Consider the following 15,062-nt stretch of genomic DNA (forward strand, 5'->3'; position numbering starts at 1 on the left):
CGGGCAGGCACCCGCGTTATCGCGAAACAGTCAGTCCAGGGATTCCACGTCACCCAGCAGGGCCATCAGCGCATCGCGCTGCCCCGCGCCCAGGCGCTCAACCATCCGTCGCTGCACCGACTCCCAGGCAGGCAGCGCCAAGGCGACACAGGCCTGGCCCTCAGCGGTCAGGAACGCCACGCGGTTGCGCTGGTCCTCGCCTTCGCCCAGCCCGACCAGGCCCTTGCCCTCCAGCACCCTCAGGTTGCGCCCCAGGGTGCTGCGGTCCAGCGCAAGCGCCTCCGCCAGGTCGGTGATGCTCGGCCGATCCAGCCGCTGCAGGTTCCTCAGCAGCGAATACTGGGCGACGTTGATCCCGGCGAATTCGAGCGCCTCGTCGTAGATGCGGGTCAGGTTGCGGCTGGCGCGGCGCAGCCGCGTGCACAGGCAGGGGGAGGTCGACATGGATGCGTGTATATACCCGCATCAAGGAAAGCGTCAACGAAAACCGCAACCGCCGGCCGGTATTGTCCGAACTGCCAGACGCCCCCGTTCCCGCTGCCAAGGCCGACATGACCGGTGCGCCGTATAACTCGGCGCGACTGCCACCTGCCTGCCGAGGTCCCGATGCCCAGCTACAAGGCGCCCCTGCGCGACACCCGTTTCCTGCTCAACGAAGTCTTCGACTTCCCCGCCCACTACCGCAGCCTCGCCAACGGCCAGGACGCCACCCCCGACATGGTCGACGCCATCCTCGGCGAGTGCGCGAAGCTCTGCGAGGAAGTCATCGCCCCGCTCTACCACAGCGGCGACGAGGAAGGCTGCCACCTGGAGAACGGCGAAGTGCGCACGCCCAAGGGCTACAAAGAGGCCTACGACGCCTACGTCGCCGGTGGCTGGCAAGGCCTCTCGCACCCGGTCGAGTACGGTGGCCAGGGCCTGCCCATGAGCCTCGGCGCCCTCAAGCAGGAGATGCTCGGCACCGCCAACTGGCCCTTCTCCATGTACCCCGGCCTCTCCCTCGGCGCCATGAACACCCTCATGCAGCACGGCACCGAGGAACAGAAACGCACCTACCTGACGCCCCTCACCGAAGGCCGCTGGGCCGGCACCATGTGCCTCACCGAACCCCAGTGCGGCACCGACCTGGGCCAGGTGAAGACCCGCGCCGAAGCCAACGCCGACGGCAGCTACGCCCTCACCGGCACCAAGATCTTCATCTCCTCCGGTGACCACGACCTCACCGAGAACATCATCCACATCGTCCTCGCCCGCCTGCCCGACGCGCCCAAGGGCACCCGCGGCATCTCCCTGTTCATCGTGCCCAAGTTCCTCCCCGGCGCCGACGGCGGCCTCGGCCCGCGCAACGGCGTCAGCTGCGGCGCGCTGGAGAAGAAGATGGGGATCAAGGCCTCGGCCACCTGCGTGATGAATTTCGACGGCGCCACCGGCTACCTCATCGGCCCGCCGAACAAGGGCCTGGAATGCATGTTCACTTTCATGAACAGCGCCCGCATCGGCACCGCCATCCAGGGCGTCGCCACCGCCGAACTGGCCTACCAGGGCGCCCTCGCCTACGCCCGCGAACGCCGCTCCATGCGCGCCCTCTCCGGCACCAAGGAGCCGGGCGAGGTGGCCGACGTGCTGATGCACCACGGTGACGTGCGGCGCATGCTGCTGACCCAGAAGGCCATCGCCGAAGGCGGCCGCGCGCTGGTCTACCTCGCCACCCAGTACGCCGACCGCATGATCGAAGGCATCCTGCAGAACGACACCGGCAAGTACGAACACTGGGACGACAAGCTCGGCTTCCTCACCCCCATCCTCAAGGGCTGCCTCACCGAACTGGGCCTGGAGAGCGCCAACCTCGGCATGCAGGTGTTCGGCGGCCACGGCTACATCCGCGAGCACGGCATGGAGCAGATCGTCCGCGACGCCCGCATCGCCACCCTCTACGAAGGCACCACCGGCATCCAGGCCCTCGACCTGCTCGGCCGCAAGGTGCTGCTGATGACCCAGGGCAAGGCCGTGCGCGACTTCACCGGGCAGATGGCCCGCTTCGCCATGGACCTGATCAAGCAGGAGCCCGCCATGCGCGGCCGCGCCCTCACCCTGCTCAAGCTCGCCGGGCAGTGGAACGTCATGACCCTGCGCATCGCCCTGCGCGCCCGCAAGGACCGCGACCTGGTGGGCACTGCCAGCCACGACTTCCTCATGTACGCCGGCTACGCCGCCCTCGCCTACGCCTGGGCCCTGCAGGAAGCCGCCGCCCGCCGCCACCTGCGTGAAGGCGGCAGCGAGTCCGAGGACTTCTACCGCGCCAAGCTGGCCACCAGCGACTTCTACTTCGACCGCTTGCTGCCCCGCGCCAAGGGCCACGCCGCCGCCATGACCAAGCCCACCGGCTCGGTGATGGGCCTGCCGGGGGAGCATTTCGTCTTCGAATGAGGCACCGGGTGGGGCATCGCCCCAGGCGCTCCCGGCGGGAGGCCTGGGGCAGACGACGCCAGGCCTTCAGCTATCCCCCATGAAATCTCGCCGTCATACAGCTGATGTTTCTTACAGCGGACGAAACGGACGAAGCCTTAGCCGGTCCGCCAACGGGTGGTAGCGTCGCGCCGCCCTGAGCCCCCATCAAGGACATGCCGATGACCCCATCTGCCCGCATCACCGGAACGCTGCTCACCCTCCTCGCCGCCACCCAGGCCCAGGCCGCCCCCGATCCCCGGCCCGACGCTTACAACCTGCTCACCCACAACGCCCTCTTCCTCACGCCGCTGCCGTTCAAGTTCAGCTGGAGCAACCAGGATCGCGCCCGGCTGATGACCCGCGCCGACTACCTGGAAGAGCGCGACCTGGTGATTTTCAACGAACTGTTCGACAACGCCGCCTCCGACATCCTGCTGAACGGCCTGAAGGACCGCTACCCGCACCAGACGCCCGTGCTCGGCCGCTCCACCGCAGGCTGGGACGCCACCACCGGCAACCCCGCCGCCAACCTCGAGGACGGCGGCGTCGCCATCGTCAGCCGCTGGCCCATCGCACGCCGGGTGCAATACCTTTACCGCGATGCCTGTGGCGCCGACCGGCTGGCCAACAAGGGCTTCGTCTACGTCAAGGTGCTGCGCGGCGAGCGCCCCTTCCACGTCATCGCCACCCACACCCAGGCCGCCGACAGCGCCTGCCCGGATGGAGGCCGTGCCGTGCGGGAAAGCCAGTTCAGGGAAATGCGCGCCTTCATCGACCGCGAGAACATCCCCGCCAACGAAGTGCTGTTCATCGGCGGCGACCTCAACGTCATCCGCGGCAGCGACGAATACCCGCACATGCTGGCCCAGCTGGACCTGCGCGAGCCCGACAGCTACGCCGGTGCCTCCGCCACCTTCGACACCCGGCGCAACGGCGTCACCGGCTACCAGTACCCCTACAAGGACAACGGCCCCGGCAAGGCGCCGAGCAACCCGCCGGAGTACCTCGACTACATCCTCGTCTCCAACCGCCATGGCCAGGTGTCCTACTGGCACAACCAGGCGCTGGACATCCCCTCCCCGCGCTGGAGTGCCAGCGACGGCGTCAACACCTGGTACTACCAGGACTACTCCGACCACTACCCGGTGGCCGCCTTCACCTACGCCGACCCGCTGCGCACGCCGCAGCAGGCCTACAAGCCCACCGACAACCGCTACGCCCGCGTGGTGCTGCGCAGCCTGGACAACGGCAACGCCCTGCGCACCGGGGCAAAGGCCACCAACTGGGTCACCGTCACCGGCAACGGCCGCGACGACGCCAGCACCTTCAGCCTCAATGCCTGGGACCACTTCGCCAGCTTCTGCGTGCGCAACGGCGACTACGTCACCCTGGAATCCCGCGCCTACCCCGGCTACTTCCTCACCTGGTACGAACACGGTGCCGGCAAATGGGGCTACTACCCCGCCGCCGGCAAGCCCTCGCGGCACCTGCGCGTGCAGATCGACAACGACCAGGGGCAATGCCTGAAGGACGGCGACCAGGTGGCCTTCATCGACTACAGCGGGCAACGCCCCCTGCCCGGCCACGACTACTACCTGAAGATCTGGCCCGACGGCGCCTGGAAGGACCACCTGTTCCTCTGGGGCAACGCCCAGGACGGCAGCCGCTTCCGTGTGGAAGTAGCCCCCACCGCCGTCCACGAGGACTGGCGCAGCAAGCTGCGTTTCTGAACCGACGTTCAGCGGGACAGCAACTGAGGTAATGAACGGAGGAATCGGCGCCGGTGGAGGTCTCCGCCTTAATGGCTGGAGCCCCATCATATAGTTAGGCACTACGAAACTATAGATGAGGGCTAGCCCCTGATTAAAGACTGCTCTCTCCGGCGCCAAAACATGCACCATGACTGAAAACTATCAGTTGCACTCAAAAACGCACTCAGATTCCGACCTTAAACCCAAAAGAGCCGATAGCCATATTCCGAAACCAACAATAAATACGACCTCACCACCAACACCAACTATCTTCTTAAAGAGAAAGCAGCATTAAAATCTCGCTCGCACCTTGCTAAATTTAAGCAACGCAAAACAACTGATTACAAAACCTTAGAAAAACCAATCTTGCGCAAAATAAAAGCTCGCAATACAGCAGCAAAACAACCAAAAACAAAACCAAACATCACACCAACCAAAATAACAAAAAACTTACGCCCCCCCTCAACTTCCTGATACTCAATTGCCGGCTGATCCACGCGCACCAACTTTAAATTAGAAAGATCAAGCTTTATGTTTTCGAGCCGAATCTGCTCACCACGCAGCTTTAATAACCCCCTAAAAAACAGGTCTACATTATCTCGCTGCCTGATAATTTCAATCCGTCTATTTTTTTCAAGCAAACTAAATTCCCTGTAAATCTCAGCGATACGCGGCTCGACAAAATCATCCGAACGGCGAGACTGCAGGGCAGAGCGCTCAGCCCTCAACGTCTCACTCCCCATAAAATAAAGAGGAAACTGCCGACTAGTGACTTCCGCATGAGTCACACCACTCGGAAATTCGTTTGAATTATCGCCAAAAGAAAAAGGCATCGTGGGCTTGTAAATTTCGAGACTTTCTGCAATATGGATAGCCTCATCCAACATTTTAATTCTATTTTGGCGACGCAACTGTAGCTCTTTTCGCAACGCTCGCAGCTCATCCTGCAGCTGGGCACGTTTTAGTTGATCAGCCTCAGCTAACGAAGCAATACGTGCCTCCTTATCAGCCTCATAACGAGCACGCTCAGTTGAAATCTGGTTCTGCAACTGCACCAGACGATTACTAAGTATAACGTTGAAGTCGTCCTGTACGCGCTGTCGCTCTTGCTCGATAGCAGCAAGCACTAAGCCGTTAACAATAGCCACCCCATTCAAGCCTTTGGGATAAGTAAGGCTGATCCCCTGATAAGAAGTCTCATCATCCCCCTTTTTTGGCCCAAGACCCAGCATTGAAATTCCTTCCCGATTAAAGCGCTCTACCGAGCGCTCCAGAGGCTCATCATCTTTCTGAAGTCCCCTGTAGAGATTGGAGTTAGCCTGAAAGAACTTCATGCGAAGACTGTAAGACTGCAAAGCATCACTAACATTGAGCAATGCCTCTTTAGGTGTCAAAGAATAGAGCTCAGAACCATTTAACTCATCCAAATCCTTCAAAGAAGCCATCCGAATAACGCTCTCAACTCTATAATAAGGAGTTGAGATGTACGCATATGCGACAGCCACAAACGTTGCCACGGCAGTTACTGAAAAAACTAAAAGCCTCTGCTCCCACAAATCCCTTAACAGCGTAAAAAAATCAACCTCACCATTGATCTGCTGATGATGAAACATCGGATTATTCATTCTATCCCTCCATAAAAACAAGCCGACCGGATTACCCCTCACGAACAGAAGGCTTCTCTACCCCAAAAAACGCTATCAAATAAATTAAAAACAAAAATAATACATCATAAATGTGCAACCATCTCGCCTGAGTGCAAGATAGAAAAAAATCATAAAAATCGGCGAGACAGCTTAATATTTAAATTATCATGTATCACTCTTCAAAAAAACGGGCACAGGCACCTTAGCAAAAATAAAACTACCAGATCAAGAACATGGTATTTTTCAAACAATTGCCACTCAATATTGTTAACCAGTCCATACTTAGCTAACGAGAGCACAGAGTATCAAAGCGAGTAGCTTACTTTTACGGTGGTCGACTAAATAATCATGCTCTATGTATTGTTCTTCTTCGTGGGCCGTGGTTTCTAGCGTTCACAGAGTGCGCTAGGCTGACAGCCCAACCACGACCAGCACCCCCACCTCTACCAGTTCCACCAGCGCTCCGGCAGTGTCCCCGGTGGTGCCGCCCAGCCGGCGCATCAGGCCGCGCCGCCACCCGGCGAACACGGCCAGGGCCGCCGCCAGCGACACCAGCGCCACCCAGCCGAACACCAGGCCCAGCAGCGCGTGGGCGCCCAGCACCCAGGGCAGCGCCTGGCGCGGCAGGTGCTCGGCCAGGGCCTGGCCCAGGCCGCCCGGGCGCACGTAGGGGGTGGTCATGAACAGCAACGGCAGCAGGCCACGCGCCAGCCAGGGCGCCAGCAGCAGCGCGGCGATGGGGCCCTGCTCCAGCAGCGCCACCAGCGCGGCGAACTTCAGCAGCAACACCAGCACCACCACCACCACCGCGATGGGGCCGCTGCGCGGGTCCTTCATGATCGCCAGGGTGCGCTCGCGGTCGCCGTAGCCGCCGACCCAGGCGTCCGCCGTATCGGCCAGGCCATCCAGGTGCAGGCCACCGCTCAGGGCCACCCAGGCGGCCAGCAGCAGCGCCGCCTTGAGCAGCAGCGCGGTATCCCCCAGCAGCCACTCCAGGCCGAGCAGCAACAGGCCGAGCAGCGCGCCCACCAGCGGGTAGAACAGCAGCGAGCGACCGATCTGCTGCGGCTCGGGCATGCCCGGCAGGCGCACCGGCAGGCGGGTGAGGAACTGCAGGGCGATCAGCAACGGCGTCATGTCAGGACGATCCGTTGCAGCGAGGCGTGGGGCACCTCGACGCTCATCAGTTGCTGCCGAGGCAAGCCCCGGGCCTGCGCCAGCAACAGGCGGATCACCCCGCCATGGCTGACCACCAGCACCGGCCCATCACTGCCCTCCAGCAGCCGCTGGCGGGCCGCCAGCACCCGTGCCTCGAAGGCCTCCAGCGGCTCGCCGTTGGGCGGGGTGAAGGCATAGGGATCGTTCCAGAAGGCACCGAGCCCGTCGGCGTCGGTTTCCATCAGCTCGGCCGCGCTGCGCCCTTCCCAGTCACCGAAGTGCAGCTCGCGCAGGTCCTCGTCGAAGGCCAGGGGCAGCGCCAGCCGCTCCGCCAGCTCACGGGCGAAGGTGGCGCAGCGCTGCAGCGGCGAGCTGACGATCCGCGTCCAGGGCCCGGCGCCTTCCACGGCCGCCCGCATCTGTGCCCAGCCGGTGGCGGTCAGGGCATCGTCGAGGCTGCCGCGAAAGCCGCCCCCGCGCTCCGTCTCGCCATGGCGCAGCAGGTCGATGACCGGGCTCATGCCGGGCGGTCCGAGACGGCCGCCTCGGCGAAGGTGGCCATGCCGCCGTGCAGGTCGCAGGCCAGGCGCAGCAGCGGCAAGGCCACCGCCGCACCACTGCCCTCGCCCAGGCGCAGGCCCAGGTCCAGCAGCGGCTCGGCGCCCAACGCCTCCAGCACCGCCAGGTGGCCCGGCTCGGCCGAGCGGTGGGCGAACAGCAACCAGGGGCGGCACGTGGGGTTGAGGCGCACGGCACAGAGCGCGGCAACGCTGCAGATGAAGCCGTCCACCAGCACCGGGATGCCGCGCTGGGCACAGGCCAGGTAGGCGCCCGCCAGGGCCGCCAGCTCGAAGCCGCCCAGGCGCCGCAGGGCCTCCAGGGGGGCCTCGCAGTGAGCCCGGTGCAGGGCCAGGGCCTGGTCGATCACCAGGGCCTTGCGCTGCACGCCCGCCGCGTCCAGGCCGGTGCCGGGGCCCGCCAGGGTGGTGGCGGAGGTGCCGGTCAGGGCGGCGGCCAGGGCGCTGGCAGTGGTGGTGTTGCCGATGCCCATCTCGCCCCCCAGGTACAGGTCGGCACCTTCGGCACGGGCACGTTCGGCACTGTCGCGACCGGCCGCCAGGGCGGCGTGGCACTGGGCCTCGCTCATCGCCGGGCCCTGGGCGAAGTTCGCCGTGCCCGGCCCGAGATTCAGGTGCAGCACACCGGGCAGCGACTCGATGGGCACGGCGGTGCCCAGGTCCACCAGCTCCAGCGGTGCGCCCTGGGTGCGGGCCAGCACGCTGATGGCGGCGCCGCCGCGCACGAAGTTGCGCAGCATCTCGCCGGTCACCGCCTGGGGATAGGCCGACACGCCCTCGGCCACCACGCCGTGGTCACCGGCAAACACGGTGAACCAGGGCCGCTCGATGCGCGGGCGCTCGCGGCCCTGCAGGGCAGCCAGGGTCACGGCCACGTCCTCCAGGCGGCCCAGGGCGCCACGGGGCTTGGTCAACTGGTCCTGCCGGGTGAGGGCCAGGTCGCGGGCAGAGGCGTCTTCGGGTTGGCAGGCGGCCAGCCACCAGGCGTCGGTGTTCATCAGGAAGCTCCCTTCAACAGCATGGGCAGGCCGGCGACGGTGAAGGTCACGCGGGTGCAGCGCTCGGCCAGGGCCTGGTGCAGCCAGCCCGCCTCGTCCACGTAGCGCCGGGTCAGTTTACCCAGGGGCACCACCCCCAGGCCGGTTTCATTGCTCACCAGCAGCACGCGGCCGGGCAGCTCGGCGATGCAGGCCAGCAGCGCATCGCGCTCGGCGGCCAGGCGTGCCTCGTCCTCCAGCATCAGCAGGTTGGTGAGCCAGAGGGTCAGGCAGTCCACCAGCAGGCAGGTGCCGGCACTGGCGTGCTCGCGCAGCACGCGGGCCAGTTCCACGGGCTCCTCCACCAGGCCCCAGTGGTCGGGCCGGCGGGCGCGGTGATGGGCGACGCGGGCGCTCATCTCGCCATCCAGCGGCTGGCTGGTGGCGATGTACACCACCGCCAGGCCGGAGTCGGCCGCCTGTCGTTCGGCCAGGCGGCTCTTGCCCGAGCGGGCGCCGCCGAGGATCAGTTCAGCCATGGGCAGGCTCCAGGCCGCAGAGGCGGCGCAGCAGGTCGGTGTCCAGGTGGCGCTCGACCTGATCGGCAAGGCGCTCGATGTCGCGTTCGCGCAGGGCCGGGTAGTCCACGGTCTGCACCTGCTCCAGGCCGGCCCAGCGCAGCAGCGCCTCGCGGGCCTCGGCGCCTTCGAACAGGCCGTGCAGGTAGGTGCCGAGCACTTGGCCGTCGGCACTCAGTGCGCCGTCGCAGCGGCCATCGTCCAGCTGGGCGACGGGTCGCTCCAGGGCCGGGCCCTGGCTGACTCCGGCGTGGATCTCGTAGCCGCTCACCGGCACGTCGCCCAGGCTCAGGCGGCCGCGCACGTTGCGCAGTTGCTTCTCCGGCTCCAGCACGGTGTCCAGTTCCAGCAGGCCGAGGCCCTCGCTCTCCCCCGCCGGACCTTCCAGGGCATGGGGATCGGCGATGCGCCGGCCGAGCATCTGGTAGCCGCCGCAGATGCCCAGCACCTTGCCGCCGTAGCGCAGGTGACGGGCCAAGGCGCGGTCCCAGCCGTGCTCGCGCAGCCGCGCCAAGTCGGCGCGCACGCTCTTGGAGCCGGGGAGGATGACCAGGTCCGCCGGTGGCAGCGGCTGCCCCGGTGCGACGAAGGTGAGCTGCACCTGCGGGTGCAGGCGCAGGGGGTCGAAATCGGTGTGGTTGCTGATGCGCGGCAGCACCGGCACCGCCACCCGCAGCACCTCGCCGGTCTTATCGGCCTGGCGGCGGTCGATGGCGTCCTCGGCCTCCAGGTGGAAGTCGGTGAGGTACGGCAGCACCCCCAGCACCGGCTTGCCGGTGCGCTGCTCCAGCCAGTCGAGGCCGGGTTGCAGCAGGGCGATGTCGCCCCGGAAGCGGTTGATGACGAAGCCCTTCACCCGCGCCTGCTCGCTGTCCGAGAGCAGTTCCAGGGTGCCCACCAGGTGGGCGAAGACGCCGCCCCGGTCGATGTCGGCGATGAGGATCACCGGGCAGTCCACCGCCTCGGCGAAGCCCATGTTGGCGATGTCGTTGGCGCGCAGGTTGATCTCCGCCGGGGAGCCGGCGCCCTCCACCATCACCACCTGGTAACCCGCCTGCAGACGCTGGTGGGAGGCCAGCACCGCCTGCAGGGCGACCTTCTTGTAGTCGTGGTAGGCCACGGCGTTCATCGAGGTGACGGCGCGGCCGTGGATGATCACCTGGGCACCGGTGTCGCTGTTGGGCTTGAGCAGCACCGGGTTCATGTCGGTGTGCGGCGCCAGCCCGCAGGCCTGGGCCTGTACCGCCTGGGCGCGGCCGATCTCGCCGCCGTCGGCGGTCACCGCGCTGTTCAGCGCCATGTTCTGCGGCTTGAACGGCGCCACCGCCACGCCCTGGCGCTTGAGCCAGCGGCACAGCGCGGTCACCAGGGTGCTCTTGCCGGCGTCGGAGGTGGTGCCCTGCACCATGAGGGTGGTCATGCGAACTCCTGGTTGAAGCCGGCCAGCGTCTCGTCGAGGCGGCGCCAGCCGGCCTCGTCCGGCGGCAGGCCGAAGCGCAGGCTGGGCGGTGCGGTGAACAGCCGGGTGAGGATGCCTCGCGCCGCCAAGTATTCGTGCAGCACCTTGGCGTGGGGCATGGCCACCCACTGGAACAGCGCGCAGCCGCCGGTGGGCACCAGGCCGTGGCCGGCCAGCAGGGCCTCCAGGCGCTGCCCGTCGGCCAGCAGGCGCTCGCGTTGCCGGGCCTGGCCGGCGCGGTCTTCCAGCAGGCCCCGGGCCAGGGCGCGGGCCGGGCCGCTGACGGTCCAGGGGCCGAGCAGTTCGTCCAGCTCGCCCAGCAGCCGCCCCTCGGCCAGCACGAAGCCCAGGCGCAGGCCGGCCAGGCCGAAGAACTTGCCGAAGGAACGCAGCACGATCAGCCCCGGTAGGTGGCTGGCAGTGGCCAGGCTCTGCTCCGGGGTGACGTCCATGAACGCCTCGTCCACCACCAGCCAGCCACCGCGCTCGGCCAGGCGGCCGTGCCAGTCCAGCAGCAGGTCCGGGGTGAAGCGTTGACCGGTGGGGTTGTTGGGGTTGACCACCAGCAGCACGTCGAGGCGGTCCACGGCGCGGCGGGCGCCGGCTTCGCTGATCTCTTCGAGGCGGTGGCCTTCACGGCGCCAGGCGGCGGCATGCTCGGCGTAGCACGGCGAGATGATGCCCACCTGGCTGCGCTTGCGCAGGCGCGGCAGGGCCTGGATCGCCGCCTGGGAGCCGGCCACCGGCAGCAGCCCGCAGGCGCCGTAGTAGTCGCGGGCGGCGTCTTCCAGGCCGTCGTCCCGCTCGGGCAGGCGGGCCCAGGCCTGGGCGGGGATCGGCGGCAGTGTCAGGCCGTAGGGGGCGATGCCGGTGGAGAGGTCCAGCCAGTCGCCTTCGGGAATGCGATAGCGCTGCGCGGCGAGGCGCAGCCGTCCGCCATGTTCAAGCAAGGAGCCACCCTCCGACGATCAGTACGGCGACCCAGAGCATCACGCCCTGGCGCACCAGGTCCATGCCGCGCTGGATGTCGGCAGCGCAGGCGGGCTCGCCCTGCCCCAGGTGCGGCCGCTCGTGCAGCTCGCCGTGGTAGATCGCCGGCCCGCCCAGTTGCACGCCCAGCGCGCCGGCACCGGCGGCCATCACCGGGCCGGCGTTGGGGCTGTCCCACAGCGGCGCCTGCTGGCGCCAGCACTGCAGGGCCAGCGCCGTCTTGCCGAGCACGGCGTAGGTCAGCGCCACCAGGCGCGCGGGGATGTAGTTGAGGACGTCGTCGATGCGCGCCGCCGCCCAGCCGAAGCGTTCGAAGCGCGCATTGCGGTAGCCCCACATGGCGTCGAGGGTGTTGGCCAGGCGGTAGAGCACCACGCCCGGCGCACCGGCCACGGCGAACCAGAACAGTGCGGCGAACACCGCGTCGCTGCCGTTCTCCAGCACCGATTCGGTGGCGGCGCGGGCCACGGCGCTGTCGTCCAGCTCGCGGGTGTCGCGGCTGACCATGTAGCCGACCCGCTCCCGCGCGCGGGCCAGGTCGCCCTGCTCCAGCGCCTGGGCCACCGGCTCGGCGTGTTCGTTGAGGCTGCGCAGGCCGACGGCGGCATACAGCGCCAGCACGCTGACCACCCAGCCCAGCCCGGGGATATCGGCCAGCAGCCAGACCACCGCCGTAGGCGGCAGCACCGCCAGCAGCCAGGCGCTGACGCCGTGGCTGCGCCAGCCGCGTCCGCCCGGATTGAAACGACGCTCCAGGCGCTCGGCCCAGCGGCCGAACAGCACCAGCGGGTGGCCGCGACGGGGCTCGCCGAACAGGGCGTCCAGCAGCAGTGCGACCAGTGTGGTCAGGCCCAGGCTCATTGCGTGTGTCCCCAATGGTTCTCGAACAGCAGATCACTCAGCGGGCGCGGTTGCGCCCAGCCTTCCAGCGCCAGCATCGGCGCCGGGTAGAAAGCTTCCACCGGGCCCAGGCAGAGCACTGCCAGGGGCTTGCTGCCGGGCGGCATGCCCAGCAGGTCGGCCAGGGCCTGGGGCTCGAACAGCGAGACCCAGCCCATGCCCAGCCCTTCGGCACGGGCGGCGAGCCAGAGATTCTGAATGGCGCAGGCCAGCGAAGCCATATCCATTTCCGGCAGGGTGCGTCGCCCGAAGACATGGGCTTCGCGCCCGTCCATCAGGCCGGCCACCAGCAGCTCGGCGCAGTCGAGGATGCCCTCCACCTTCAGCCGCATGAATTCGTCGGAACGCTCGCCCAGGGCCTCGGCGGTACGCACCCGCTCCGCTTCCACCAGGCCATGGATGGCCTCGCGCAGCGCCCGGTCGCGGATACGGATGAAACGCCAGGGCTGCATCAACCCGACGCTGGGCGCCTGGTGGGCGGCCTCCAGCAGCCGCGCTAGCAGCTCGGGCGCCACCTCGCCGCCGGCGAAGTGGCGCATGTCCCGGCGCTCGGCGATGACCCGGTAGATCGCCTCGCGGTCCTCGGGACGGTAGGCGTGGTCGCTCATGGACGCAGCAGCTCCGCAGCCGCCCGGGGGTTGGACGGCAGGTAGAAGTGGATGTACGAGGCGGTCAGCCGGCCGATGCGGTACACCGCCTCGGCCACCGGCTTGTCGTTGGGGCACAGGCCGCGCACCAGCGGCGCCTCGGGGGACTCCAGCAGCGAGTGGTGGAAGGTGTGCCCGCGCAGGGTGCCTTCCGGCAGCGCGGCTTCCTGCAGGGCCAGGGCGGCCAGGCGCTTCTGCATCACCGCGCGGCCGGGCAGCAGGCCCAGCAGCTCGGCGGACTGGCCGGCGGCATCGGTGAGCGCCTCCAGCAGGTAGAGCATGCCGCCGCACTCGGCGAGGATCGGCTTGCCGGCCTGGTGGTGGGCGCGGATGGCGGCGGCCATGGCCGGGTTGCCGGCCAGCTGCGGCAGGTGCAGCTCCGGGTAGCCACCGGGCAGGTAGAGGCTGTCCACCGCTGGCAGCTCGGCGTCCACCAGGGGCGAGAAGAACACCAGCTCGGCACCCAGGCGCTGCAGCAGGTCGAGGTTGCCCTGGTAGAGGAAGGCGAAGGAGGTGTCACGGGCGACGCCGATGCGCACGCCCTCGAGCCAGGGCTCCAGGGGTTCGGCTGCCGGCGCGGCGAAGGCCACGGCGGGCGGCAACGCCACTTCGGCGCTGGCGGCCAGGGCGTCGGCGGCGGCGTCCAGGCGGGCGTCCAGGTCGGCCAGCTCCTCGGCCTGCACCAGCCCCAGGTGACGGCTGGGCAGCTCCACCTCGGCGCTGCGCGGCAGGGCGCCGTACCAGCGGATCCAGTCCGGCAGGCTGTCGCGGATCAGGTCGCTGTGGCGCTGGCTGCCGACACGGTTGCCGAGCACGCCGGCGAACGGCAGGTCCGGCTGGTAGGTGGCCAGGCCCACGGCCAGGGCGCCGAAGGTCTGGGCCATGGCGGCGCCGTTAATCACCCCCAGCACCGGCACGCCGAAGTGCCGCGCCAGGTCGGCGGCGGACGGCGATCCGTCGAACAGCCCCATGACGCCCTCGATGAGGATCAGGTCCGCTTCCCCCGCCGCTTCCCACAGCAGGCGCCGGCTCTCGGCCTCGCCGATCATCCACAGGTCCAGCTGGTAGACCGGGTGGCCCGAGGCGCGGGCAAGGATCATCGGGTCGAGGAAATCCGGCCCGCACTTGAACACCCGCACGCGCCGGCCCTGGCGGGCGTGCAGGCGTGCCAGGGCGGCGGTGACGGTGGTCTTGCCCTGGCCGGAAGCGGGTGCGGCGATGAGCAGTGCGGGGCAGGTGCGGGTCATCAGAACTCCACGCCTTTCTGGGCCTTCACCCCGGCCTTGAAGGCGTGCTTGACCAGGCTCATCTCGGTGACGGTGTCCGCCGCCTCGATCAGCGCCTCGGGCGCGCCCCGACCGGTGGCGACCACGTGCTGGTGCTCGGGGCGGGACTCGATGTCGCGCAGCACCTCGTCCAGCGCCAGGTAGCCGTGCTTGAGGGCGATGTTCAGTTCGTCGAGCACCACCAGGCCCACCTCGGGGTCGTCCAGCAGTTCACGGGCCACGGCCCAGGCGGCGCGGGCCTTGTCGATGTCGCGCTGGCGGTCCTGGGTGTCCCAGGTGTAGCCCTCGCCCATGACGTGGAAGCTGACCTCCTCGGGGAAGCGGCGGAAGAAGGCCTCCTCGCCGGTGGACATGCCGCCCTTGATGAACTGCACCACGCCCACCTTGAAGCCGTGGCCGAGGGCGCGGGCGACCATGCCGAAGGCGGAGCTGCTCTTGCCCTTGCCGTTGCCGGTGTGCACCAGCAGCAGGCCGTACTCGTCCTGGGCCTGGGCGATCTTCTCGTCGATCAGGGCTTTCTTGCGCTGCATGCGCGCCTTGTGGCGCTGGTCGCGTTCGGGGGATTCGCTCATGGGAGTCCTCGGTTCGGGCCGACGCGGGCGCCGGCGGAAGGATGCGCAGTTTACGCCGGGTGCGGCGGCGGC

At 67.5% G+C, this 15,062-nt stretch carries 14 protein-coding genes; 2 read left to right on the forward strand and 12 right to left on the reverse strand.

Annotated elements, in window-relative coordinates:
- Window positions 1–30: 30 nt before the first annotated feature.
- A complete protein-coding gene (locus RTK35_RS15140; RefSeq protein WP_074970076.1) occupies window positions 31–444 on the reverse strand; it encodes a MarR family winged helix-turn-helix transcriptional regulator in 414 nt (137 codons plus the stop codon).
- Window positions 445–606: 162 nt separating this feature from the next.
- Between RTK35_RS15140 and RTK35_RS15145 the strand changes: the two genes are divergently transcribed.
- The gene (locus RTK35_RS15145; protein ID WP_316908354.1) at window positions 607–2,427 is read left to right on the forward strand and encodes an acyl-CoA dehydrogenase C-terminal domain-containing protein; all 1,821 of its coding nucleotides are present in this window, start codon (window positions 607–609) and stop codon (window positions 2,425–2,427) included.
- Window positions 2,428–2,627: 200 nt separating this feature from the next.
- Window positions 2,628–4,178 (forward strand): sphingomyelin phosphodiesterase, encoded by a 1,551-nt coding sequence (gene sph / locus RTK35_RS15150; RefSeq protein WP_316908355.1) that lies wholly within the window; start codon window positions 2,628–2,630, stop codon window positions 4,176–4,178.
- 362 nt (window positions 4,179–4,540) lie between these two features.
- On the opposite strand, the gene RTK35_RS15155 is transcribed toward sph, so the two are convergent.
- From RTK35_RS15155 to cobO, 11 genes are all read right to left on the reverse strand, one after another.
- Window positions 4,541–5,824: a Wzz/FepE/Etk N-terminal domain-containing protein gene (locus tag RTK35_RS15155; RefSeq protein ID WP_316908356.1), complete on the reverse strand. Its 1,284-nt coding sequence runs from the start codon at window positions 5,822–5,824 to the stop codon at window positions 4,541–4,543.
- Window positions 5,825–6,250: 426 nt separating this feature from the next.
- On the reverse strand, window positions 6,251–6,982 hold the full coding sequence (locus RTK35_RS15160; protein WP_316908357.1) for an adenosylcobinamide-GDP ribazoletransferase: 732 nt from the start codon (window positions 6,980–6,982) through the stop codon (window positions 6,251–6,253).
- Window positions 6,979–7,524: an alpha-ribazole phosphatase family protein gene (gene cobC, locus RTK35_RS15165; RefSeq protein ID WP_316908358.1), complete on the reverse strand. Its 546-nt coding sequence runs from the start codon at window positions 7,522–7,524 to the stop codon at window positions 6,979–6,981. Before cobC ends, RTK35_RS15160 begins: the two co-directional genes overlap by 4 nt.
- Complete coding sequence (gene cobT / locus RTK35_RS15170) at window positions 7,521–8,579, reverse strand: nicotinate-nucleotide--dimethylbenzimidazole phosphoribosyltransferase (protein WP_316908359.1); 1,059 nt, start codon at window positions 8,577–8,579, stop codon at window positions 7,521–7,523. Before cobT ends, cobC begins: the two co-directional genes overlap by 4 nt.
- Window positions 8,579–9,097, reverse strand: a complete 519-nt coding sequence (gene cobU / locus RTK35_RS15175; protein ID WP_316908360.1) for a bifunctional adenosylcobinamide kinase/adenosylcobinamide-phosphate guanylyltransferase — start codon at window positions 9,095–9,097, stop codon at window positions 8,579–8,581. The genes cobT and cobU overlap by 1 nt, the downstream gene beginning before the upstream one ends.
- Window positions 9,090–10,556, reverse strand: coding sequence for a cobyric acid synthase (locus RTK35_RS15180; protein WP_316908361.1), 1,467 nt, complete (start codon window positions 10,554–10,556; stop codon window positions 9,090–9,092). The genes cobU and RTK35_RS15180 overlap by 8 nt, the downstream gene beginning before the upstream one ends.
- Entirely contained in the window at window positions 10,553–11,545 is a 993-nt protein-coding gene (cobD, locus tag RTK35_RS15185; RefSeq protein ID WP_044412473.1) for a threonine-phosphate decarboxylase CobD, read from the reverse strand. The genes RTK35_RS15180 and cobD overlap by 4 nt, the downstream gene beginning before the upstream one ends.
- Complete coding sequence (gene cbiB, locus RTK35_RS15190; protein WP_316908362.1) at window positions 11,538–12,446, reverse strand: adenosylcobinamide-phosphate synthase CbiB; 909 nt, start codon at window positions 12,444–12,446, stop codon at window positions 11,538–11,540. The genes cobD and cbiB overlap by 8 nt, the downstream gene beginning before the upstream one ends.
- A complete protein-coding gene (gene bluB, locus RTK35_RS15195) occupies window positions 12,443–13,093 on the reverse strand; it encodes a 5,6-dimethylbenzimidazole synthase (protein ID WP_074970058.1) in 651 nt (216 codons plus the stop codon). The genes cbiB and bluB overlap by 4 nt, the downstream gene beginning before the upstream one ends.
- Window positions 13,090–14,379: a cobyrinate a,c-diamide synthase gene (locus tag RTK35_RS15200; protein WP_139233611.1), complete on the reverse strand. Its 1,290-nt coding sequence runs from the start codon at window positions 14,377–14,379 to the stop codon at window positions 13,090–13,092. The genes bluB and RTK35_RS15200 overlap by 4 nt, the downstream gene beginning before the upstream one ends.
- Window positions 14,379–14,990, reverse strand: a complete 612-nt coding sequence (cobO, locus tag RTK35_RS15205) for a cob(I)yrinic acid a,c-diamide adenosyltransferase (RefSeq protein WP_069559716.1) — start codon at window positions 14,988–14,990, stop codon at window positions 14,379–14,381. Before cobO ends, RTK35_RS15200 begins: the two co-directional genes overlap by 1 nt.
- Window positions 14,991–15,062 lie beyond the last annotated feature (72 nt).

This window comes from Pseudomonas sp. zfem003, assembly GCF_032621675.1.
Classification (GTDB): domain Bacteria; phylum Pseudomonadota; class Gammaproteobacteria; order Pseudomonadales; family Pseudomonadaceae; genus Metapseudomonas; species Metapseudomonas otitidis.